The 24,424-nt window shown below is 45.3% G+C and carries 20 protein-coding genes; 7 read left to right on the plus strand and 13 right to left on the minus strand.

All coding sequences use genetic code 11. The features are described 5' to 3' along the window. Nucleotides 1-6 precede the first annotated feature (6 nt). Nucleotides 7-411, plus strand: coding sequence for a hypothetical protein (locus tag ABD894_RS11290; RefSeq protein WP_345211134.1), 405 nt, complete (start codon nt 7-9; stop codon nt 409-411). 518 nt (nt 412-929) lie between these two features. On the opposite strand, the gene pgl is transcribed toward ABD894_RS11290, so the two are convergent. The 9 genes from pgl to ABD894_RS11335 all read right to left on the minus strand — a co-directional run bounded on the left by pgl (nt 930) and on the right by ABD894_RS11335 (nt 11,816). Beyond that, a complete protein-coding gene (gene pgl / locus ABD894_RS11295; RefSeq protein WP_345211135.1) occupies nt 930-1,655 on the minus strand; it encodes a 6-phosphogluconolactonase in 726 nt (241 codons plus the stop codon). 3 nt (nt 1,656-1,658) lie between these two features. After that, nucleotides 1,659-3,179: a glucose-6-phosphate dehydrogenase gene (gene zwf / locus ABD894_RS11300; protein ID WP_345211136.1), complete on the minus strand. Its 1,521-nt coding sequence runs from the start codon at nt 3,177-3,179 to the stop codon at nt 1,659-1,661. A gap of 39 nt (nt 3,180-3,218) precedes the next feature. Then, nucleotides 3,219-4,628, minus strand: coding sequence for an NADP-dependent phosphogluconate dehydrogenase (gene gndA, locus ABD894_RS11305; protein WP_345211137.1), 1,410 nt, complete (start codon nt 4,626-4,628; stop codon nt 3,219-3,221). A gap of 10 nt (nt 4,629-4,638) precedes the next feature. Next, on the minus strand, nt 4,639-5,298 hold the full coding sequence (locus tag ABD894_RS11310) for an HAD family hydrolase (protein ID WP_345211138.1): 660 nt from the start codon (nt 5,296-5,298) through the stop codon (nt 4,639-4,641). Next, on the minus strand, nt 5,298-6,425 hold the full coding sequence (tal, locus tag ABD894_RS11315; protein WP_345211139.1) for a transaldolase: 1,128 nt from the start codon (nt 6,423-6,425) through the stop codon (nt 5,298-5,300). The genes ABD894_RS11310 and tal overlap by 1 nt, the downstream gene beginning before the upstream one ends. Nucleotides 6,426-6,436: 11 nt before the next feature. After that, the gene (locus ABD894_RS11320) at nt 6,437-6,886 is read right to left on the minus strand and encodes an RpiB/LacA/LacB family sugar-phosphate isomerase (RefSeq protein WP_345211140.1); all 450 of its coding nucleotides are present in this window, start codon (nt 6,884-6,886) and stop codon (nt 6,437-6,439) included. A 4-nt stretch (nt 6,887-6,890) separates the two neighbouring features. Beyond that, a complete protein-coding gene (gene tkt / locus ABD894_RS11325) occupies nt 6,891-8,900 on the minus strand; it encodes a transketolase (protein ID WP_345211141.1) in 2,010 nt (669 codons plus the stop codon). A 541-nt stretch (nt 8,901-9,441) separates the two neighbouring features. Then, a complete protein-coding gene (locus tag ABD894_RS11330; RefSeq protein ID WP_345211142.1) occupies nt 9,442-10,755 on the minus strand; it encodes an MFS transporter in 1,314 nt (437 codons plus the stop codon). 251 nt (nt 10,756-11,006) lie between these two features. After that, the gene (locus ABD894_RS11335) at nt 11,007-11,816 is read right to left on the minus strand and encodes an SDR family oxidoreductase (protein ID WP_345211143.1); all 810 of its coding nucleotides are present in this window, start codon (nt 11,814-11,816) and stop codon (nt 11,007-11,009) included. Between the two features lie 358 nt (nt 11,817-12,174). On the opposite strand from ABD894_RS11335, the gene ABD894_RS11340 reads away from it, so the two are divergent. Continuing rightward, nucleotides 12,175-13,998 carry a DNA topoisomerase 3 gene (locus tag ABD894_RS11340; protein WP_345211144.1) on the plus strand — a complete coding sequence of 608 codons (1,824 nt, stop codon included), beginning with the start codon at nt 12,175-12,177 and terminating at the stop codon, nt 13,996-13,998. A gap of 67 nt (nt 13,999-14,065) precedes the next feature. Further along, nucleotides 14,066-14,392 (plus strand): hypothetical protein, encoded by a 327-nt coding sequence (locus ABD894_RS11345; protein WP_345211145.1) that lies wholly within the window; start codon nt 14,066-14,068, stop codon nt 14,390-14,392. A 155-nt stretch (nt 14,393-14,547) separates the two neighbouring features. On the opposite strand, the gene ABD894_RS11350 is transcribed toward ABD894_RS11345, so the two are convergent. After that, nucleotides 14,548-15,285 carry a DUF481 domain-containing protein gene (locus tag ABD894_RS11350; RefSeq protein WP_345211146.1) on the minus strand — a complete coding sequence of 246 codons (738 nt, stop codon included), beginning with the start codon at nt 15,283-15,285 and terminating at the stop codon, nt 14,548-14,550. A 194-nt stretch (nt 15,286-15,479) separates the two neighbouring features. Here ABD894_RS11350 and ABD894_RS11355 point away from each other — a divergent pair, with 194 nt between their 5' ends. The 4 genes from ABD894_RS11355 (at nt 15,480) to hemN (ending at nt 20,214) form a co-directional block, all read left to right on the plus strand. Then, nucleotides 15,480-16,667: a PAS domain-containing sensor histidine kinase gene (locus tag ABD894_RS11355; RefSeq protein WP_345211147.1), complete on the plus strand. Its 1,188-nt coding sequence runs from the start codon at nt 15,480-15,482 to the stop codon at nt 16,665-16,667. Then, nucleotides 16,664-17,713: a response regulator gene (locus ABD894_RS11360; protein ID WP_345211148.1), complete on the plus strand. Its 1,050-nt coding sequence runs from the start codon at nt 16,664-16,666 to the stop codon at nt 17,711-17,713. The genes ABD894_RS11355 and ABD894_RS11360 overlap by 4 nt, the downstream gene beginning before the upstream one ends. A gap of 87 nt (nt 17,714-17,800) precedes the next feature. After that, on the plus strand, nt 17,801-18,829 hold the full coding sequence (locus ABD894_RS11365; RefSeq protein WP_345211149.1) for a 2-hydroxyacid dehydrogenase: 1,029 nt from the start codon (nt 17,801-17,803) through the stop codon (nt 18,827-18,829). Between the two features lie 11 nt (nt 18,830-18,840). Continuing rightward, nucleotides 18,841-20,214 (plus strand): oxygen-independent coproporphyrinogen III oxidase, encoded by a 1,374-nt coding sequence (hemN, locus tag ABD894_RS11370; RefSeq protein ID WP_345211150.1) that lies wholly within the window; start codon nt 18,841-18,843, stop codon nt 20,212-20,214. Nucleotides 20,215-20,294: 80 nt separating this feature from the next. On the opposite strand, the gene ABD894_RS11375 is transcribed toward hemN, so the two are convergent. The 3 genes from ABD894_RS11375 to ABD894_RS11385 all read right to left on the minus strand — a co-directional run bounded on the left by ABD894_RS11375 (nt 20,295) and on the right by ABD894_RS11385 (nt 24,349). Next, nucleotides 20,295-22,076, minus strand: coding sequence for a hypothetical protein (locus ABD894_RS11375; RefSeq protein WP_345211151.1), 1,782 nt, complete (start codon nt 22,074-22,076; stop codon nt 20,295-20,297). A gap of 68 nt (nt 22,077-22,144) precedes the next feature. Beyond that, on the minus strand, nt 22,145-22,495 hold the full coding sequence (locus ABD894_RS11380) for a hypothetical protein (RefSeq protein WP_345211152.1): 351 nt from the start codon (nt 22,493-22,495) through the stop codon (nt 22,145-22,147). Between the two features lie 222 nt (nt 22,496-22,717). Further along, nucleotides 22,718-24,349, minus strand: coding sequence for a L,D-transpeptidase family protein (locus tag ABD894_RS11385; protein WP_345211153.1), 1,632 nt, complete (start codon nt 24,347-24,349; stop codon nt 22,718-22,720). Between the last annotated feature and the right edge of the window lie 75 nt (nt 24,350-24,424).

The raw sequence follows: 24,424 nt of genomic DNA on the forward strand, positions 1-24,424 counted from the left end.
GGGATCATGAAAACACTTAAATTTTGCATCGTGATATTTTCACTCCTCATAATAGCTAATAGTACTTTCGCACAAACATCTATTAAGAGCATTCAAATCCAATTTGTATCATTTTATACAACTATAGATGTAAATGTGGATTGCGAATACTTTGGACAGGCATTTAGCGAGAAAAAAGTCAAGAACGTAACCAACAAGTTAAAAGACTTCGACGGCTTTTTAAAAGAATTAAAGCCAAGTAAAAATAATATTCGACCAGATGTCCGTGCCAAAATCATCATTTTCAGGAAGAATGGTATAAAAGATACGCTATGTTTTGATGGACGAAATTTGGGCGAATACAATGGAAAACCAGTTGTTATTGGTACCAACTTTCAGAAATACATTAAAAATATCGTAGGCGAAAAGTGATTCTTAAGCACACCATCAGCTTACGGAAACTTTTAAGACTTACGAAGTTTTAAAAAACTTTGTAAGTCTATCTATATCTCCTGCCCCCTCCCCGAACTCCGCGCAAACCTCAATTATCTCAGCGGTTAAAAATTAGCAAAGCGAAGAAGATCCTTCACTTCGTTCAGGATGACAGCGGAGGGAGGTAATAAAACAACCATTTAACTCCCCGAACTCCGCGCAAACCTCTGTTATCTCAGCGGTTAAAAATTAGCAAAGCGAAGAAGATCCTTCACTTCGTTCAGGATGACAGCGGAGGGAGGTAATAAAACAACCATTTAACTCCCCGAACTCCGCGCAAACCTCTGTTATCTCAGCGGTTAAAACTTATCAAAGCGAAGAAGATCCTTCACTTCGTTCAGGATGACAGATTGACTTTAGTAAAATCCAATATCTCAATCTCATCTACAACAAAAAAGCAGGAAAACTTTCGCTTTCCTGCTTTTCATATTTTGGCCGAACTGAGTCCGGTACCGGGTTTATTTGTTTGATAATTTAGCGGCGGCGGCTTCGTCAACTAACCATATCGCTTCGCCAACAGCGGGCTGTATCAGTTGCGACGGATATTTTTCAAAGTTACGCTCACCTTCCAATACCTCGTACAAGGCCGGGGCTTTGCCGGCACCGAAAAGCACGAATACGATCTTCTTTGCCTGGTTGATCAGCGGAGCTGTCAGGGTGATACGCACCATGCTTTGTTCGGTAAGGTAATAGGTGGTTACCCATTTATCTTTTTCGTACAATACCGGTTTGCCCGGGAACAATGAAGCCGTGTGCCCGTCATCGCCCATACCCAACAAGATCAAGTCAAACGATGCCGACGGTCCTAAGATCCTCCTTAATAACTGCTCATAATACTGGGCAAATTTTTCAGGATCTTCCACATCTGCCCACATCGGGTGGATCTGCGTTTTCGGGATCGGCACATGATCAAGCAGCGTTTCAGCAGCCATACGGGCATTGCTGCGCTCGTCGTCAAGCGGTACCCAGCGTTCGTCGCCCCAAAATATATATACCTTTTCCCAGTCTACCTGTTCTTTATAAGGCGAAGCAGCCAGCAAAGCATATAACTCGGCAGGTGAACTGCCACCGGTTAAGGCCACGGTAAAACTGTCTTTTTCCTGTATAGCCGCTTTAGCGGCCTTTACAAAAATATCGGCAGCTGCAACGCTTATTTCGTGCTTATCTTTTAATATGCTTATCATAGCTTATTTATGAGGTTTATCCTTAGCGTGCGAATTAGCCGCCCATACATGTCCGCTGCGGGCTATTAAAGCCTCTGCATCTTCGGGGCCCCATGAACCTGCCGCGTAGTTAGGAAAATCTAACGATTCGCGCGATTCCCAAACAGTTTGGATAGGCGTAATTACATCCCATGCTTCCTCTACCTGGTCTGAACGCATAAACAACGTCGCGTCGCCACGCATCGCATCAAGCAACAGTGTTTCGTAAGCTTCAGGGGTTTGGGTTGAGCAGGTATCGTAATCAAACACCATTTCGGCAGGATTTAATTCCATTTCCAAACCGGCCTTTTTAGCGATGAATCTCAACCTGATATCCATTTGCGGCTGAATGTTGATGGTTAAACGGTTAGCCATCAAATTATCACCCGAACTGCCCTGGAAGGTAGTATGCGGCACCGGACGGAACTGTATCGTGATCGAAGAAGTTTTCTCCTGCATCCTTTTACCTGTGCGCAGGTAAAAAGGCACGCCCTGCCATCTCCAGTTATCCAAATAAAATTTGATAGCAACAAACGTTTCCGTGTTCGATTTCGGGCTTACTTCAGGCTCCTCGCGGTAGCCGGGTACTTTTTTGCCTTGCAACCAGCCTTCGCGGTATTGGCCGCGTACGGCATATTTATGTACCTCATCGGTTTTAATACGGCGTACGGCTCTTAGCACGTCAACCTTACGGTTACGGATCTCCTCGGCGCTAAAGCTTACCGGGGCTTCCATGGCTATCATACAAAGTATTTGCAGCAGGTGGTTCTGGATCATATCCTTCAACGCGCCCGAACCTTCGTAGTATCCGCCACGGTCTTCTACCCCTACCTGCTCGGCAACGGTAACCTGTACATAATCTATGTAGTTACGGTTCCAAAGCGGCTCAAACAAGGCATTCGCAAAGCGGAACGCCAGGATGTTCTGTACCGTTTCTTTACCTAAATAATGGTCGATACGGTAGATCTGCTGCTCCTGGAAGGTGTTGGTAAGCAGGTTATTCAATGAAATAGCGGTTGCCTTATCATGGCCGAAAGGTTTTTCGATAATGATACGGTCAATATCGGCATTGCTGGCTAACCCGGCTTTGTTAATATTAACAGTAACCGCCTCAATAAACCTTGGCGCTACCGACATGTAGAACAAGCGGTTTCCGCGTACTTTCCACTCTTTATCAATAGCGTTTATTTTACCTGCAAGCCCTTCATAAGATTTAGGGTCGTCTATATTGGAGGTAAAGTAGGTAATTGATTGCTTGAATATCTCCCATTTATCGGCAGCAGGTTTACCACTGCGCGAAAATTCGCCTAAACCCTCGTGCAGTCTTTCGCGGTACTGCTCGTCGTCAAGTTCGGTACGTCCCAAACCAATAATGGCAAATTTTTCGGGCATCCAACCATCTAAAAACAGGTTGTAAAATGCGGGGATCAATTTCCTTTTGGCCAGGTCGCCTGTGCCACCAAAAATAACAATTACGGTAGGCTCGGCTCTTTTACCTGTTTTCATGGTAATATATATTTAATTGTATCGGTAAATAGTTAAAACTTAGTTCCAGTTAGTATGGAAAACGCCCGGTTTGTCAATACGCTCGTAAGTGTGCGCGCCAAAGTAGTCGCGTTGTGCCTGTACGATATTGGTACCCAGTTTAGCGCTGCGGTAAGCATCAAAGTAACCTAAAGCGGCCATAAATGCCGGTACAGGTACGCCTTTATCAATGGCTATTTTAATAGCAGTACGTGCATTGCCTTGTGTGTTTACCAACGTTTGGCCAATTTCATCGTCAAGCAAAATGTTCGGCAGGTCGGCATTGCGCGCGTACGCTTTGCGGAAATCCTCTAAACATACCGCCCTGATGATACAACCACCTCTCCAAATTTTAGCTACTTCCTCTAAGTTAAGGCCGTAGTTATATTCTTTAGACGCGATAGTTAACTGAGCTAAACCTTGCGCGTATATGTTAAGTACAGCGAAGTTGAAGGCATCCTTTACTATGGCAATTACCTCATCATCACTGCCAAAGCTTTCGGTTGATGGCTCGTAAGTTAATTTTTCAGATGCTTTAACACGCTCTTCTTTGTACTTTGAAAGATCGCGCATGGTAACGGCCGCGTCAATAACCGGGATTGGCGCTTGCAGGTCCATCGCGTTTTGCGAGGTCCATTTACCGGTACCTTTTGAACGAGCCTGGTCTGATATCAGGTTAACCAACCTTTCGCCGGTTTCGTCATCAAACTTAGCCAGCACCTCGGCGGTAATTTCTACCAGGAATGATTGCAGTTCGCTTTTGTTCCAGGCCTCAAACGTTTGCTGTATCTTTTCATCGCTGATGCCCAACCCTCTTTTCAGCAGGTCGTATACTTCAGATATCAATTGCATAATACCGTACTCGATACCGTTATGCACCATTTTAACATAGTTACCTGCCGAACCGCTACCCAAATAGGTAACACATGGTTCGCCATTCACTTTAGCGGCAACGGCTTCAAATATAGGGCGTAATCTTTCATAAGCGCCTTTATCGCCACCCGGCATCATGCTCGGGCCGAAACGCGCGCCTTTTTCACCACCCGAAATACCCATACCGAAGAAATGGATACCTTTTTCGGCCAGTTCGGTAAAACGACGGTCGGTATCAGGGAAATATGAGTTACCGCCATCAATAATAATATCGCCTTTTTCTAAGTAAGGCACCAGGCTTGCTATGGCGGCATCAACCGGTTTACCGGCAGGTACCAGCAGCATTAAAGCGCGTGGTTTTCTTAATAATCCTATAAATTCTTCTGCTGAGGTTGTTGCTTTAACGTGCTGACCATCTTTAGCTTCTTTTTCTAAAGAGCCTGCTTTTTCGGCATCAAGGTCAAGACCGGCCACCGCGAAGTTATGATCCGCCATATTCAGGAGCAGGTTTCTGCCCATTACGCCAAGGCCTACAATGCCAAAATCATGATTTTCCATAATTTTTATTTTAATTGCTTAAAGAGTTTGTGTTTTCGGTTAAATTCTCTGTTTCGATGCCAAATGTAGCAAAAGCTTCGATTGTGTTGCTAATATCTGTATGATGGATGGTATTTATGCCCATTTTTTGTGCGGCCTGTATAAAAACAAGCCTGTCATCAACATAAATAGCTTCATCCGGATCAACCTGCGCCAAATCAATGGCCATGTTGTAAATATCCTTATCGGGCTTGCGTACATGGATATAACACGACGAGGCAAATACATCAATAAAGCTGCGCAGGTTAAATTGCTTCACGCGGTACTCGTTAAGCTCGCGCCCCTCGTTGTTAACCGCTATAGTGCGCAGGTTATATTTATGCTTAATATCACTGATCAGCTTTAACATATCCGGGTACGGCTGCGATTTTTCGGCCATAAAGGTTTTAAACTCCTCTTTGCTGAACGCGCGCGGCTCGTAAAACACCAGCAGATCAAGATATTCATCCAATGTGGTTTTACCCGATTCATAAGCATCAAATATGATGCGGTGACGGCCGTTCATCTCTGCGAAATCCAGCGAGAAAATATTTGCCGCCTCTACCCTTGCCGCGGTATCCCAACCGTTGGTAAGCATTACGCCGCCAATATCTAAAAACAGCGCTTTTATTGTTTTGCCTCCGTTTAACATTATGCTATCAGTTCCTGGCGTTTTTGCGCCAATACATCCATCAAACTACCAAAAGGTTTAATAAACTTCTGGATACCTTCATCTTCCAGTTTTTGAGTTACGTCGGCAAGTTTAATGCCTACTACATCTTCTAACTGGTACAATACCCATTGTGCTTCTTCCAGGCCGCTCTCTAAACGAGATTCAGGCTGCCCATGATCGCGGTAAGCCTCAAGTGTATCTTTTGGTACCGTGTTCACCGTATCCGGACCGATCAAAGCTTCGATATACATTACATCGGGAAAAGCCGGGTTTTTAGTACTGGTACTGGCCCAAAGTAAACGCTGCGGTTTAGCGCCTTTAGCCTCTAAAGCTTTAAAGCGTGCCGAATGGAACAGTTCTTTGTAAATATGGTAAGCTACTTTAGCGCTGGCTATAGCTACTTTACCTAATAATTTTTCACCTGCTACGGCTTTTTCTTTATCGTTTTTAATGGCGGCTTCCAGTAACGGATCAACCATGCTATCAATACGGCTCAAAAAGAAACTGGCTACCGAAGCGATATTCTCTAATGATTCGCCATTGGCGGCACGTTTTTCCAAACCTTCAATGTAAGCTTCGGCAACGGCGCGGTACCTGTCTAAACCGAACAACAAGGTTACGTTGATGTTGATACCTTCGCTGATGAGCTGGGTAATGGCCGGCAAACCTTCTTTAGTTCCCGGAATTTTGATCATCACGTTCTTACGGTCAAGCGTTTCCCATGATGAGCGGGCTTCGGTGATAGAACCTTCGGTATCCTGCGCTAAATTAGGCGATACTTCAAGGCTCACATAGCCATCTAAAGCATCAGTATCCTGGTATACGCCTTTAAACTCGTCGGCCGCGCTTTGTACATCTTCAATGGCCAATTTTAAAAAGATCTCTTCCGTAGTCAGATCGGTTTTGGCCAGTTCGTTAATGGTATCATTATAGTCACTGCTGCGGGCAATGGCTTCTTCAAAAATTGCCGGGTTTGAGGTTACACCACGCAGGCCATCTTCATCGATCAACTTTTTAAGCTCGCCCGATTGAATGAATGATCTTCTGATATAATCAAGCCAAATACTTTGGCCATAATCCGGAATTTGTGCAAGAGGGTTTTTCATGTCTTTTCTTTTTAATTTTTTTTTTCTAAGGCGATAACTTTGTCTAAACGGCGTTGAAAACGTTCGCCGCCATCATAATTTGCTTTAAGGTAGGCTTGTATAATTTCCCACATCAGCATGGGGCCAATTACCCTGCCGCCAAGGCAAAGCAGGTTCATATCATCATGCTCCACCCCCTGGTGCGCCGAGTAGCTTTCTGTAATTAAAGCCGCCCTTACACCAGGTATTTTGTTAGCCGCAACGGATACGCCTACGCCACTGCCGCAAACGGCAATGCCTTTTTGCACCTCGCCGCGTGCTATGGCTTCGCCAAGCGGAACAATAACATCGGGGTAATCATCGGCCGCGTCGTAAGCGAAAGCGCCGTAATCTACAACCTCAGCACCGGCATCTTTAAGCAAGCCTATCAGGGTTGCTTTTTGCTCGAAACCGGCGTGGTCTGCTGCAATACCTATTTTCATTTTATTATTTGTTTAGAAGTGCTTTCGCTTTGTTATACACATTTTCAACCGTGAAACCGAAGTGCTCTAAAACAGCCAGTCCTTCGCCCGATTCACCAAAAGTATCTATACCTATTACAGCACCTTCGGCAGTAACATATTTATACCATGGCAGGGTAACGCCGGCCTCAACAGCTAAACGTTTGTGCTGGCTTGGCGGCAATACCGAATCCTGGTAGGCTTTATCTTGCTGGTTAAACAACTCGAACGATGGTAAGCTTACCACACGGGCATCAATACCGTCTTCGGCCAGTTTAGCCTGGGCATCCAATATCAAATGCACTTCAGAACCGGTAGCGATCAGGATGATATCCGGAGCGCCTTTTGAGTCGCTTAGGATGTAACCACCTTTTTCAACATTGCTGGCAGGTGCATATTTTTCCTGATCGATAACAGGTAATTTCTGGCGCGATAAGATCAACGCAACCGGGCCTTTCAGCCTGCTCATGGCAATCTTCCAGGCAGCTACGGTTTCGTAAGCATCAGCCGGACGAAGAACCGTTAAATTAGGCAGCATACGTAATGATGATACATGCTCAACCGGCTGATGGGTTGGGCCATCCTCGCCAAGCGCAACGCTATCGTGGGTGAATATATAAGTTACCGGCGCTTTGGTTAAGGCCGCGAGGCGGATAGAACCGCGCATATAATCGGAGAAGGTAAGAAAGGTACCGCCATAAACACGGGTACCGCCATAAGATGCCAAACCATTAAGGATAGCACCCATACCATGCTCGCGCACGCCAAACCATATATTACGCAGATCGTAACGCCCCGGTTGGAAACTTTCGTCGCCTTTAGTAGGTGTACTGTTTGAACTGGCCAAATCGGCAGAACCACCAATTAACCACGGAATACTGCTGCGTAAGGCCTCCAGTGCTTTACCTGATGCCTCGCGGGTAGCTAAGCTTTCACCTACCTTAAAGGTTGGCAAAGCGGCATCCCAGCCTTCAGGTAATTTACCGTCGAAACTGGTAGCAAATTCCTGTGCTTCTTCGGCATAGGCTTTACGGTATTCTTCAAAGCCTTCTTTCCAGGCTGATTGCAGTTCGGCGCCTTTTTTACCCGCCTCTAAAAGGTATTCTTTTACTTCGGCAGGTATGTAGAAATTCTTTTCAGGATCGAAACCTAAAAACTCTTTGGTTTTCTTCAGATTATCAACACCTAAAGCGCTACCGTGTACCTTATTGGTACCTTGTTGCGGGCTACCGTAACCGATAATGGTTTTTACTGATATAAGGGTTGGCCTTTCTGTTTCGGCCTGACCTTCTTTAATAGCTGCCTCAATGGCGGCAAGGTCGTTACCGTCTTCAACGGTTAGTGTTTGCCAGTCATAAGATTTGAAACGGGCTTGTACGTCTTCAGTAAAGGCAAGGCTGGTAGGACCGTCTAACGATATTTTGTTATCATCGTACAGGTAGATCAGTTTGCCTAATTTTAAGTGACCAGCCAATGAAGCAGCTTCAGAAGCTACGCCTTCCATCAAGTCGCCGTCGCTTACAATGCTGTACGTATAATTGTCGATCAGTTTATGACCGTCGCGGTTATATTTAGTAGCTAAAAATGCCTCGGCAATAGCTATACCCACACCGTTACCAAAGCCCTGGCCCAACGGACCGGTAGTTACTTCGATACCCGGGGTTAAAGTAGACTCGGGGTGACCCGGAGTTTTTGAACCTAATTGTCTGAATTTTTCAACCTCTGATAACGGCAGGTCGTATCCGTATAAGTGCAGCAAGCTATATAATAACGCTGAACCATGGCCGGCCGATAATACGAAACGGTCGCGGTTTGGCCAGTGCGGTTCGGCAGGATTAAACCTTAAAAAGCGGCTCCATAATACATAAGCCATTGGCGCGGCGCCAAGCGGTAAGCCCGGGTGACCTGAATTTGCTTTTTGTACCATATCTGTTGCCAGAAAACGGATGGTGTTAACGCTAAGTTCGTCGAGGGAGTTGAATGATTTTTCAGTCATGATGGTAAATGAATAGTTGATACTATTAAGTTAAACAATAGCAGGTATTATGCTGTGTGATAATTAAATTTCTGATCTGTAATAACATTTTGTATTAAACTACAACTGTGCCATTTGCACAAACACTTGAAGGTCAACACAAAGTGTCATTTATCCGCCTAAACCAGTAACGATATATAGTAAAGTGATGAACTTAAAAACGATATTACGTTACTAAGTATCGCCCGGCTGATCAGTAAGGGCAATAAGCGGCAAAACAACCGGTAACCATTAGCTTGTATTGGGTATTGTGATAGTTGTTTTTGTTTTCATATACAGAGTTAATAAATCATTTTTGAATTTGTTTGATGATTCACCACCTAAGTTACATGTTTACTTAAATATTATACTGCGAAGACATTGTGTTAACAATACACTTATTGTTTTCTAATGTCACAGCTTCTTTTTCAAGTATAATAAAAAACCCGGCTGTTTGCTTAGCCGGGTTCTGTTTCTTGCATATTTTCTTATTGTTTCAGGAATAAAAACCTTGCAGATGTGATCAGGCTACTTCCAGGTTTTGTTTCGTTTTCGACTGGAACATCCACAATACGATCAACAGAAAAAAACCGATAATGAAAAAGCCATCGAGCACTAATGCCGAATCGCGCATTTCGTGGGTAACGGCCTCAACATAACCAAAGGTGAACAAGCCAACTACGATAGATAGCTTTTCGGTTACATCATAAAAACTGAAATATGATGCCGTATCAGGGATGTTTTGCGGAATGAATTTGGAGAAGGTAGACCGCGAAAGCGATTGCACCCCGCCCATCACCAAACCCACTATCACGGCAGCAGCGTAAAATTGCTGGGCACTGGTAACAAAATATACCGAACCACATATCAGGCACCATATACCCACTATGGCCGATAACACTTTTACATTACCATATTTGGCCGACATTTTAGCCGTAATAGTCGCACCAATAATAGCTACCACCTGTATAATAAGGATAATACTGATCAGGCTATCCTCGGGCATTTTTAACTCTTTAGCACCGAAGTTTGCAGCCACCAGCAAAATAGTTTGTACCCCTACCGAATAAAAAAAGAATGCCGGGAGGAAACGCTTCAACAGGGGCAGCTCCTTAACCTGTCGCCAAACTTTGGCCAACTCTTTAAAGCCTCCGGTTAGTATATTATAATTATGAGAACCTGTGTTAGGCACTCCTTTAGGCAACAGGTAAAAAGCGATCATGGAGAAACCTATCCACCAGATGCCTACTATTAAAAAGGATAAGCGCGCGGCTACATCATCAGTAATACCAAATGTTTGGGGCGATAGTACGAACACGAAACATATTACCTGCACCACAATACTGCCTATAAAACCATAGATGAAACCTTTTGCGCTTACGGCATCCTGCTGATCAACCGTGGCTATTTGCGGCAGGTACGAGTTGTAAAACACAAAACCACCGCAATACCCTATCGATGCCAGGCCGAAACAGATCATCCCCAGCTCGAAGTTATCCATAGTAAAATAAAACATAACCGCGCAGGCCAAACTGCCGAGCCAGGTAAAGGCTTGCAGGTAACCTTTTTTATGGCCCTTATAATCGGCAATGGAAGTTAGTATAGGCAGCAGGAACACAATAATAAGGTACGATGCACCGAGCACATAGCTCGACAGCACCGTGTTTACATATTGCTTGCCAAAAAAGGTAACCATCCCGTTATAAGGCTTAGCCGCCGTAATGGCCACATAATACGCCGGGAATATGGTAGAGATGATCACCATGTTATAAGCCTGGTTGGCCCAATCAAACATGGCCCAGGCCCAGATGGTCTTTTTGTTATTTTTTTCTTGCATAAAATCACATACTGATCAGAAACCGAAAGGGGAATGATGAAAGGGGAAATCGCTTTTAATTTTCACTCCCCTCTTGAGAGGGGGCGCGAGAGATGGAGCGTTGGCAGGGATGTGTATATGAACATTCTCTTCAAAATAACACACCCCTCCACCCCTCTCAAGAGGGGAATCGCACAATTCCGCTGCGCAATATTTAAAAATTCGATTCCACTGGAATGATGAACACTCCCCTTCCCTGTTATTGAACTTAATTATTTTATACCGTAATGGTCGTTCATTAGCTTAACAAACAAATTGCCGGGCAATATGGCTTTTAGCGTAGGTACAATGGTTTGCCCAATGGCACCCACCAGATAGTTATGTGCCGGACTGCTTTTACCCACAATTTTAACGATCTGCGCGGCAAGCTTTTCGGGATTTGCTCCTATGCTTTCGTCTTTTTCCATGCTGGCAACAGCGGCTTCAAATTCTTTTTTTAATTGCTCGTTTGGCAGGGTGAAAGGTAGTTTTTCGCGACTGCCGGTAAAATCCGTTTTAAAATCGCCGGGATTGATCACCGTTACCTTTATACCGGTATTTTGCAGTTCCATACGCAGGCTTTGCGAGTAACCCTCAATAGCGAATTTCGACGCGCTGTATAAACCCTGGTATGGCAAACCGAATAATCCTGCCAGCGAGCCTATGTTGATTACCAACCCGGCTTTCTTTTCTATCATGCCTGGCAGCACGGCGGTGCACACACGCACCACACCAAAAAAGTTCACTTCGAATTGCTTTTTGGCGGCATCAACCGGCATGGCGTAAAGTGGCCCGGTGATGCCATTACCCGCGTTGTTCACCAATACATCTATACGGCCTTCGGCAGCATGAATTTTTGAAACCGCGGCTTGTACTGAAGCGTCGTCGGTAACGTCCATTTCGAGCGGTTTAAACGACGCGTCTTTTATACGGCTAAGGCTGCGGCTGGTGCCGTAAACCGTATGCCCTTGCGCGGCAAGCGCGTTAGCTGTAGCAAGGCCCAAACCCGAAGAAGCCCCGGTAACTAAAATTATCTTTTTCATTTATATAATTGTATGACGTATTGGTTGTTAAAGGTCCATTCGCTGGCAATAATAGTGATAATAATATTACCTGCAGACGGCTGCAAAGCTACCAATATTCAATATTACTTGCGTGATAAAAGGAGAAAGGTTAAAGCGGAAAGGAGAAAGACGAAAGATTAAAGCTGAAAGGAGAAAGCTGTAAGTTTTCTAAACCTTCTTTGCGCTTGCGCAGAGAAGGTGGTCGGGCGAAGCGAAGACCGGATGAGTAAGACCAATACCGGCCTTCCCAATTATCAACAACCATTGCAGCCCCACAATCAAATGCCTAATTTCGACCTCTGTTTTAACATTTACCACCCAGGAGTAAAGTCAGCGTATGAAAGTTATTATTGCCGAAAAACCATCTGTTGCCCGTGAGATAGCCAAGGTATTTGGCGCTACCACAAAAAAAGATGGCTATATGGAAGGCAAAGGTTATACGTTCACCTGGGCTTTCGGTCACCTGTTACAGCTGGCCCCGCCGCAGGAGTATGGCTTTTACGGCTGGAGCGTGCAAAACCTGCCTATGCTGCCGCAAAAGTTCAAGCTCTCCATCCGTAAGGTAAAAACCAAGGATGGCGTGGTCGACGATCCATCGGTAAAAAAACAACTGGATATTATTAAAGGCCTGTTTGATGAAGCTACCGAAATTATTGTAGCAACGGATGCCGGGCGCGAGGGTGAACTCATCTTCAGGTATATTTATTACTACCTCAAATGCAAAAAGCCTTTCAAACGCTTGTGGATCTCCTCGCAAACTGACGCAGCCATTAAGGACGGTTTCCGTAACCTTAAACCGGGCAGCGATTACGATACGCTGTTTTACTCGGCGCATTGCCGTTCACAGTCGGACTGGCTGGTGGGGATGAATGCTACGCAGGCATTGAGCCTGGCATCGGGTAATCGTGGGGTGCTTTCACTCGGTCGGGTGCAAACGCCTACACTGGCCATGATCTGCGCCCGGTATCTAGAGAACAAGAACTTTGTTCCGCAAATCTATTTCCAGGTAGCTATTCAGGTAGATAAGGATGGGCAGGTTTTCCGGGCGATATCTACCGAAAACTTTAAAACCCGTGAAGACGCGCAAATTATATTAGATAAGGTAGAAGATGTAGCTGCGGGTTTCCCGAACGGTGGCCATATATTAAGCGTGGAAGCCAAACCCCGCAAGGAACCACCGCCGCTGCTGCACGACTTAAGCAGCCTGCAACAGGAAGCCAACAAACGCAAAGGCTTTACTGCTGACCAAACCCTCGGCCTGTTACAAAACCTGTACGAAGGTAAACTGGTAACCTACCCGCGTACGGGTAGCCGATATATTGGCGACGATGTATTTGCCGGTGTGCCCGAGCTGATAACCAAATTTGAAAACCATCCCGATTTTGGTAAACAGGCCACTGCCCTATCCGGAGTCAAGTTGAGCAAGCGCAGCGTGAATGCTAAAAAGGTGACCGATCACCACGCTATTTTGCCTACCGGCGAAAAGCCCAACCACTTAACGCCCGATCAGCAGGCGGTCTACGATATGGTTGCGGGTCGTATGTTGGAAGCTTTTCACCAGGATTGTATAAAGGAAATCACCAAAATAACCGTACAAAGCGGTTCAAAATTTACCGCCAGCGGAACCGTGATCAACACACCCGGCTGGCGCGCGGTTTTTAACGAACCCGACGAGGAAAAAAAGGACGAGGAAAACGCTTCGCTGCCAAAAGTACAACAGGGCGAAAATCTGCCTGTGCCGCAAAAAGCAATCCTCGAAAAGCAAACCAAACCCAAACCGCTTTACAACGAAGCCAGTTTGCTGAAGGCGCTGGAAACCGCAGGCAAGGAAATTGACGACGAAGAACTGCGCTACGCCATGAAAGATAGCGGTTTAGGCACTCCCGCCACCCGTGCCGCCATTATTGAAACCCTGATCAAACGTACTTACATCACCCGCGAGAAGAAAAACCTGGTGCCTACTACTACCGGTTTGGCTGTTTACGAGGTGGTAAAACACCGCCAGATAGCACAGGCCGAACTTACCGGGACCTGGGAAAAGCGATTGGAAGAAATTCGCGGAGGGGCATCGATAGAAGCGTTTTTGGGCGAAATAAAATCGTACACCAGAGAGATCACAGTTGAGTTACTGAAGACCGGGATTGCCACCGCGGTTAAGTAAAAAGATAATTTATTAATTATTTCAACTTTTTGTAAAACATTTATTCACTGTACCTTGTTGATATTATATGAAACGCTTCCATGAAAATCAAACCGTAATATACACCAGTCCGGAGGGGCAGATGATCGATACCTTTGTGGTATTCGACACTGATTTGGCCACAGGCCTTACCCACATTAACCATTTCAATTTGAAAGTGCCGTCCGATTCATTGGAACTGCATGCCAAAACAGTAGGCAGATACCATTTACCAATGGCTGATGCGTTCAGTTTTGAGATATTCAGAAAGATGAAAGAGAAATACGGTTACACCGGCACACCGGCTGTTGAAAGGGAGCTGAAGCCAGAAGAAAACGAACAAAGCAAACTTCGCTTTATAGCGAAAGCATCATAAAATAAACAAAGCCACTGATAAAACGGTGGCTTTGTTGTTTAGTAGGTATCCATTGGGTTTGATGCATAAACCCCTCCCTGCCATCGCAATTCCCGGCGCGCCCCTCCCCAAGGAGGGATTTGGAAAAGTCCTCACTTAGCTGCAAGCTCCTCTTCCTAAAAATGCTTATCAAGCGACAATCCATACGTAAAGTTGAGGTTGTCGCTTCGTGTAATGTTCATGCGGTTATAGTTGAGCGCGGTAGTAAGGCTTATCCATTTACGCAGCCTGATGCCAAGCGTGGTATTGGAGCGGATGATGTAATCGTTTCCGTTTGAGAACGAACTTTGCAGAAAATGGCTGCCATCAAGCGTGATCATATCCTTTATTAAAAAATGGAATTGCAGCCTGAATGAGTTCCGGTAGGTATTGTAAATTTCGTTAACCAGTAAATTGCTCTGATCGTACAACACGCCATCGCTTACATTTACATACACATTCGGCTTATCAAAAAAGCTGTAGGCTACTCCCGCGCCCGCCAGTAACTGGTTATTCACCTTTAACGAGTAACTGGTATTGTAATTCACCAGTCCCCAGTAATAAAAATGGTTGAACGTTTTATACAGGTTCACATAAACCGACGATGAAAAATCGTTATTGGTAAGTTCTTTATTTTGCTTACCGTAGATCCAGGTATTGCTGGTATTAAAAGTGATACTCTTCTTTTTTACGCCGAAGTTGAGTGAATTATTGAGGAGGTATGATCGTCCGTCGTTTGTTTTATTGATAGCGCCCGATGATGAAAGCACGGCATGGTAATGGGTTGAATCTGTAAACTGTGCTCTGGCTATCAGGCAGCTTACACATAACAGCAGCGTAGTAAAAGTATATTTAACGTAACGGTATTTAAGCATAAGCGAGGGTGTAATGGCTGTAAACGTTCTTTAATTAACATCATTTGGGGTATCCTGTTTATATAAATGCGTATTTGTACATAGCGTAGTAAAAAAAATGATCTTTATCATTTTATGCCCTGATGTTAGTCAGCCGGGATAAAAATGCGGTTTACGATATTTGTGATCATCATCATTTTCTCTATATTTCATGCATGGAAAGCGCTGCCTTATTAAAAGCAATTATTGAAAACGCCATTGATGGTATTATCACCATTGACGAACGCGGCCGGGTGGAATCTATCAACCCATCGGCTTGCAAACTTTTTCAATACGAGCCTGAAGAGGTAATAGGTAACAATATTGCCATGCTGATGCCCCCACCCGATCGCGAACAGCACGACGAATACATACACCGCTACCAACGCACCGGGCACGCCCACATTATAGGCATAGGTCGCGAGGTTACCGGTTTACGTAAAGATGGTTCACGCTTTCCGTTCCGTTTGGGTGTGAGTGAGGTGCAATTTTCGGGGCGAAAGATCTATACCGGTTTTATTCATGACCTGAGCCGCGAAAAAGAAGCCGAAGAACGCCTGAAAGATTACGCAGCAAATTTGGAATTCCAGGTAGAAGAGCGTACGCAATCGTTAAAAGATACGGTACTCGCCCTGCAAAAAGCCAAGGAAGAGGTTAGCCAGTCGCTCGAAAAAGAGAAAGAACTTGGGCAGCTGAAAAGCCGTTTCGTATCTATGGCCTCGCATGAGTTTCGTACACCATTGAGTTCCATACAGCTATCGGCTATATTGATAGAACGGTATGCCGAGCAGTTCAACAACCCGAATATTACTAAACATGTAAGCAAGATCAAGAGTTCGGTAAATAACCTTACTTCTATTTTAAATGACTTTTTATCGCTCGAACGTTTGGAGGCCGGCAAGGTAGAACCGCAGCATACCGCCTTTGATATTGTAAAATTTGCCGAAGAGATTACCGAAGAAATGCAACTGGTGGCCAAGCAAAACCAAAATATTATTTACCAGCACACCGGCACGGGCAGCATGGTTACGCTGGATCAGGTACTGCTGAAAAATTGCATCATCAACCTGATCGGTAACGCTATCAAATATTCGGGCGAAGACAGCTTTATCGAGTTCAACTCCGAAATAACCGCTGACAGCCTTATCGTAGTAATAAAAGACAACGGCATCGGTATCCCCGAAAGCGATCAGAAGCACTTGTTCGAGGCGTTTTTCAGAGCTCATAATACGGGCAACATACCCGGAACGGGCCTGGGCCTAAACATTGTAACCCGCTATGTAGAGCTAATGAACGGCAAAATTGAATTTGAAAGCCAGGTGAACCAGGGCACATCATTTACTATTACATTTCCTATTGTATGACCACCATCCTCATCATTGAAGATAATAACGACATCCGCGAAAGCACCGCCGAAATACTCGAACTTTCGGGCTATACCGTACTACAGGCCGATAACGGCAAAGCAGGCGTGCACACCGCAATGGAACACAAGCCCGACCTGATACTATGTGATATTATGATGCCCGAACTGGATGGCTACGGCGTGTTGTACATGCTGGGTAAGGTAAATGATACGGCCTCTATCCCCTTTATATTTTTAACGGCAAAGGCTGAGCGGGTTGATTTCAGGAAAGGGATGGAAATGGGTGCCGACGATTATCTTACCAAACCATTTGACGAAATTGAGCTGCTCAATGCTATTGAAAGTCGTCTGAAAAAAAAAGAAAAGCAGGAGGCATATTACAGTAAATCGCTGGCCAGTTTGGAAGACCTCGCAGCAGGCAACGCGCAGGGTATAGAAGAACTAAAGAACCTGATCGCCAGCAGACGCGTACGTCAAATTAAAAAGAAACAAATCCTTTATTACGAGGGTGATCAGCCGCAGGGCCTGTACCTTGTGCTGGAAGGCAATATCCGCACCATTAAACAAGCAGAAGATGGCCGCGAACTGATGACCGGTTTGTTTAAGGCGGAAGATTACCTGGGCATAAACGCCGTACTTACCGACGATGTTTACAGCGAAACCGCCGAAGCGGCAGATGATTCGGCAGTGTGTATTTTGCCGAAAGACATGATCGTTAACCTCATCAACAAATATCCTTCGGTGAGCCGTCAATTCATCAGGATACTGTCTGACAATATTCGCGAAAAAGAAGAGCAGTTACTGGAGCTGGCTTACCATTCGGTACGCAAAAGGCTGGCGCAGGTGTTGGTACGCCTGAGTAAACAGTTAACCGACCCGGAATCGTTCAAAATATCGCGCGATGAACTGGCTGCCATGGCGGGCATGGCCACCGAAACCGTAAGCCGTACATTAACCGATTTTAAAGAGGAAAACCTGATAGAAAAAAAGGGCAGCCACATCCGCATACTGGACATAAACCGCCTGATAAAAATGAAGAACTGACGAGCATCACTTTTTGGCATGACCGCACGCATGCCCGCTGCCACTTTTTAAGGATAGCTTTGACACTGAATCAAAAACATCCTGAAGATGAAAGTGGTAGCGTACAGCATAAAAAACTTCGAAAAAGAATCATTGGCCAAGGCCAACCAAAAAAAACACGATATAACCCTTATATCAAATCCGCTAAGCCTCGAAACCGTTAGTTACGCCGAAGGGAAAGACGCGGTGGTGGTTTTTACCAATGATGATGTATCGGCGCCGGTAGTAAACCGCCTGGCCGATATGGGTATCAGGTACATCGCCACACGCTCGGTTGGTACCGATCATATAGACAGGGATGCCGCCGGAAAAAGAGGCATCAAACTGGCCAACGTTCCGCTATATTCACCACAAGCCATTGCCGAACATACCGTTACGCTGGCACTGGCTTTGAGCCGACGCATTACCACAGCCAACAAGCACAGCCACGATTTTGATTTTAAACTTGACGACCTGATAGGTTTTAACTTTTACGGCAAAACCGTAGGCTTAATAGGTTTAGGCCATATTGGCAAGGCTACAGCCGCCATATTTAAAGGTTTGGGCTGCCGGATAATAGCCTATGACGTAGTTACGTTTAGCGATGCCGATGGTATTGAAAGCGTATCATTAGCCGAATTGCTGCGCACCGCCGATGTTATTTCGCTGCACGCGCCTTTAACACCCAACACCATGCACCTCATCAACAAGCAAACCATTGCCGAAATGAAGACCGGTGTAATGCTGCTCAATACCTCGCGCGGGGCTTTAATTAATACCGAAGACATGCTTGAAGCATTAGGTAATGGCAAAATAGGCTACCTCGGGTTAGATGTTTATGAATATGAAAAAGGCTTGTTCTTCAGCGATCATTCTAAGGATATTAAAAAAGACCATCTGCTGGAAGAATTGCTGGCCTACCCTAACGTAATTATTACGCCGCACCAGGCATTTTTAACGCACGAGGCCATACAGCAAATTGCCGATCAAACTATCAAAAACATTGATATGTGGCAGCAGAACAAATGCGTGGGTGATGCCTGCGCCTGCGCCAACAGTTGCCGTGTAACTGCCGAAAAGAAAATTGTTAATTTATAAATTTCCGCATCATGAGTGCTCATGTAAGTTTGGTAGAAAAATACCACACCGCCGCGCCAAGGTACACCAGCTACCCCACCGTGCCCTACTGGGATAATAACAAGTTTGATTTTGATATAGAGGGATGGAAAGAATCGGTTAAGTTTTCGTTTAAGCAAAGCAATAATAAAGATGGTATCAGCCTGTACATACACCTGCCCTATTGCGAAAGCCTATGTACTTACTGCGGCTGCAATACCCGCATCACCAAAAACCATAATGTTGAACAACCCTACATAAAGGCCGTATTAAAAGAATGGACTCTATACCGCGAGCTTTTTAATGACAAACCCATCATTCGTGAGATCCATTTAGGTGGTGGTACGCCCACGTTCTTTAACCCGGGTAATTTGCAATTGCTTATCAACGGCCTCCTGTGGGGATCGGTGATACATCCGCAGGCAGAGTTCAGCTTTGAGGCGCATCCGGATAATACCAGCACTGCCCATTTACATGCCCTGTACGATCTGGGCTTTCGCCGGCTTAGTTTAGGCATTCAGGATTTCGACCCTGAAGTACAGCGCATCATTAACCGCAGGCAAAGCTTTGAGCAGGTAAAAAAAGTGACCGAAGATGCCCGCGCCATTGGCTATACATCTATTAACTACGATTTGATATACGGTTTACCGCTGCAAACGCTGGAAGGACTGGCCGCTACCATTCAAAAGGTATCTGAACTGGCACCTGACCGTATCGCTTTTTACAGCTATGCCCATGTACCCTGGATAAAACCCGGTCAGCGTATGTTTACCGAGCACGACCTGCCCGATGCCCACAACAAGCGTAAACTTTACGAGGTGGGTTACAGCCTGTTCACCCAATACGGCTACCAGGAGATCGGCATGGACCACTTCGCGCTGGTAACCGACAGTCTTTACAAGGCAGAACAAGCAGGATTGCTGCACCGCAACTTTATGGGCTATACCCATCAGTATACACAATTACTTATCGGGCTTGGCGTATCTGCCATTAGCGATACATGGTACGCTTATGCTCAAAATGTAAAGAGTGTGGAGGCTTATATCACCCTGCTCAATGAAAACCATTTCCCGGCTTTTAAAGGTCATTTACTTACGCAGGAAGATCTGGTGATCCGTCGTCACATCCTCAATATTATGTGTAAAGGCGAAACCAGCTGGAACCACCACACCCATCGCTGCGAAGCCTTTCTATCCGGCTTAGAGCGCATGCAGGCTTTGGCCGATGATGAACTGGTTGAACTCAACTCATGGAGCCTTAAGGTAACGCCGCTGGGCAAACGTTACCTGCGCAACATATGCATGGCGCTTGATGCCCGCTTATGGGTAGCCCAACCGGCAGCGCAGCTCTTCAGCATGGCCGGTTAATTTTTTAGTGTTTGTTATGCAAAAGGGAGCGGTTGTAAATAACCGCTCCCTTTTTGCTGCAAGTGATAATGTATAAAGGTTTAGATCAAGGCGTTCAGTTTGGCTTCGCAGCCCAGTAACATGTGCTGCATTTCTTTCAGCTTATCTTCGGTTTGCCCGCTAATTTGAGGGATCAGTTGTTTGTAGTAGATGATGCCCTGTAGCAGTTGGTCTTTAAACTTAACCAGGTATTTTTCTTTCTTATCGGTAAAGTTTTTGAGTTGCTGGCCGATGTCTTTTTTAAGGTGGTCGATATACAAATTCAGCTCATTAATAAACATATTGGGCCTGCTGATGCCCTCCAGCAGATCAAGCTTGCCATAAATGTGCTTCACCATCTCATCCAGCGAGTACACTTTTGAAAAATAAGCCAGGTTTGGTCCCGGGCAAATAGCTACCGCCCTGTTTTCGCGCGGGCGCAGCATATCGTTCTTAATATAGGCCGATGTGCAAAGCCCTTCGCACAGGCATATTTTCGCCGTTACCTGGTCAAACTGTTCCTGATAGGCTTCGTTTGTAAGATTGGCTGCCTGCAATTGCTTCAATTTGAGGTGCTGATACTCGCGCGATGCCGTGCAGATAGGCTGTTCGGTAAATTCGGTATTGGTTACCAAAAACTTTTTGGTGCAGGGGCTTCCGGGGCGATTGTGGGCTATCCGCTCTAAACGTTGCACCTCGGCGGTACTCCCCCTGAAATTGTTAAACAAGATCCCTAATGGCGAGGCGTCACTTACATAATAATCCTCGTTACTTGCCTTGGCGATACTTTGTAGTGTATCGTCATCAACGTTAGTGGCTTCGGGCACCAGTAAGAACGGACTGCCCCAGCCTGTTGCATCAAGGCGGTAATAATTCAGCAAAAAATCATTTTCACCGGCAGTACCTATCCCGCCCTGTACACTTACCCTTTGCAAAAGCGGCACATCGGGTAAATGGTATCCTTTATTTTTTAAAGCAGTGCTGCACATAGCCCATAGTTCGGCCTGCATTTCCTGGCGTTTTTGTTTAAAGTCTTCCAGTATGGGGCCTAACAATAAACCGTCGGTAGCAAAAGCGTGCCCGCCGCAGTTTAAGCCAGATTCTATCCTGAACTCGGATACCCATACCCCCTTTTTGGCCAAAAACTTAGCCTGTATCAATGCCGACCTGAAATCGCTCACTTTCAATATCACCCGCTTATGCAAACGGGCCGCCTCATCCGGAAAGAATTCGTTAAAACTTTCAAGGTAGCTGTACAATCTTGGGTTCATGCCGGCAGATAATGTTACCGCCGAGCTAAGATCGCTCATGGCAAAACCACGCAAAGCAGCCAGCGCGTCGGTATTTTGCTCACCGTCAGGTTCGCCGGCGGCGTTGTAATTCATCTTATCTACCTTGGCCATAATATTTACATCGATGGCACCTGCCCGCATACGCCCGCGCAATACATTTTGCAGAGAGGTGCGCACTATATCATCCTGTATTTGCAGCATGCGGTTATACAGTTTTTTTACTGCCGATGCAGGCGGTAGTAGTTCAAAATACCGGCAAATATCGCTCCCCGGTGTAAACGCCTCATGGCGGATCACCTCAAACTGCGCGTTCACCAGCTTATGCAGCAAGTTTAAATAAGCGGTAATGCGGCGCGCGCGATGGTCGGGTTCATTTTTGATGATGGGTGTATAGGGTTCGTTATTTTGCAGGGAATGGTACTGGCGCATACGCTCAACCAGTTCGTCATCAACAATAGATACTACCGACGATATGCCATAACGGGCAACCTTTAAAGGGGTATCAATAGAGTAAGCAAGGCCTAAAACCGGGATATGGAAAGTATGTAACATAGTGAAAATAATTTTGCATAAAAAAAGCGGCTGTTAACCGCTTTCCCTTGTTAAACATTAATTGGGTATTATAAAATAAAAGCCAGTAATAATACCGCGTGGATGAACACACTGGCCACAAAGAAGCTTAATGTTGCACGGATACCCGCGCCGCCCATATTGGCGATGATATTGGTAAAGAAACAGGTCATGGTGATGGCGAGTACCCATACCGGGGCATTAAAGTAATACATTAAAACAGCAGGTATAGGCAGTATTAAAACGCCGTGTACCATAAGGGTAATAAAGAACCAAAGTGTATGGTTTGGCTTTTGTGTATCGGCATAGTTCATAAACCTGGCCCATAAATTAAGATGACCAATTTCAATAGTATGCTCAGTATTAAATGTTGCGGGTGCTATAGTTTTTAAAGTTGCCATGATTGAAAATCCTTTAATTGTTTTGTTGTACAAATATGGCATGGTTTTACGGCCTGCGGGATGATGGGCGTCAGGGTAAAATGTGATGTTCGGCACTTTTTGAAATTAGGTATAAATTGATTGATCGCCGATATAAAAAAATAGCCATAGCTAAGCCATTCGCCATTAAATACGTCAATCTATTAAGAAGGATCAGGAAGATTTAACTAAGCAGCTAATCTATTAATAGCTGCCTTTTCCCGACATGATGGTAGCTGCCAAACGCTCATCCAGCTTGTAAATATCCTTGCGGAAGTTCAGTCGGCCATCGCGGTTAACAAAAGCGGTAAAATAGGCTATAAATACAGGCACTTTTTGTTTAAGGGTGTAGTACTGCTCTTTGCCCGCGTGCATAGCTTTATCTATTTTTTCGGGAGTCCATTCGGGTTTATCCCTTAGCAGAAAAGCGGCCAGTCGCGCGGGTTCGCCCACACGGATACAACCATGACTAAAAGCACGGGATGATTCGCCGAAAAGGGATTTGGATGGTGTATCGTGCAAATAAATATTATAACTATTAGGGAACAGAAATTTCACCAAACCCAGGGAGTTTGATGCGCCAGGCTTTTGCCTTATAACAGGGGTTTTGCCCTCATAACCGGTAAGTTCCATATTGTGGGCAGCCAGGTAATTGGGGTTACGGCGCATACCGGGCAATATTTCGTTTTTCAGGATACCCGGCGGCACATTCCAGTACGGACTAAATACTATATACTTAACCTCGCCATAAAATACCGTAGTTTGATGCACCGTTTGCCCCACCACCACATTACAGCTCCAAAGCAAGCTATCGGCATGGTATACATGCAGCTTAAATTCTGGAATGTTTACTGCCAGATAGTCTTTATCTACACTAACCGGCAACCAGCGGCTGCGTTCCATATTAACCAGTATTTGCCTGATGCGGTCTTTAGGTGTTACATTCAGTTCGGTTAGCGTGGCTTTGTTCACCTGCCCGCTGATATATAACCCGTGGCGTTCCTGAAACTGTTTTACCGATGCCTGTAAGGTGGTATCGTATAAGGCCCCGGTGGTATCGCCCTTAAAATCACTTAACTGGAAAAGACGGCGTTTTATCTTCGCTATCACCGCCGATGAATCGCCGGGTTTTAATGTTTTGGCAGCCACTATAGGCGCCCATTTTTCGAGGGTGTCCAGCTGCGTATACTTTTTAAGGAAGCCCCGAAGCAGATCATACTGGCGGTAAACAGGCTCATCAGCCGAACGCCCTTTAGCCGATAACAGGCTATCGAGATATTGATCGTAAGATATTTTTTTGCGTGGCACATACCAGCTGCTTGCTTTGCTTTCGGCACTACTCAAACCGTTCCAGGCCATTTTAGCGAATACGAAATACTGCGCGGTAAGCATCAGTTCCAGCTCGGGGTTAGGCTTTTGCTTTTTAGCCGAATTAACCGTGTATAGTAAAGAATCGAGCTTTTTTTGATAAGGCGGCGCTTTGTAAATGCCCTCCTGCTGTATGTTCATTACCCGGTTGGCAAGGTTGCCCGCCTGCTCTATCAGCGCGTTCTTTTCAAACCAGGCATAAGCGTATTTTCTTTTGGTGTAGAAGTTTCTGATATCGCTTTTATAAGCATCCAGTTCGGGGTATTGAGTTAAAAAAGTGGCCACCTTTCCGCTATCGAAAACAAGGATAGTTTGCTCACTAAAGCTGCCGGGGATGGTTTTGTTCCAGGCTTTGTGTACGGTATCCCGCTTCTTTTTAACTTTCTTGGCCGAACGGTTACAGCTATTAAGGCTAATGATACTTACCGCAATAATTAACAAGGCTGATGTAAACGACTGTACACGCATAAGCAAGATTTAAGTTTTACGGCCGCAACCGTATACCGCTAATATAAAACTTAAAACATCGTGGTTATATTAAAT

The sequence above is a fragment of the Mucilaginibacter gynuensis genome, from assembly GCF_039541195.1.
Taxonomy (GTDB): domain Bacteria; phylum Bacteroidota; class Bacteroidia; order Sphingobacteriales; family Sphingobacteriaceae; genus Mucilaginibacter; species Mucilaginibacter gynuensis.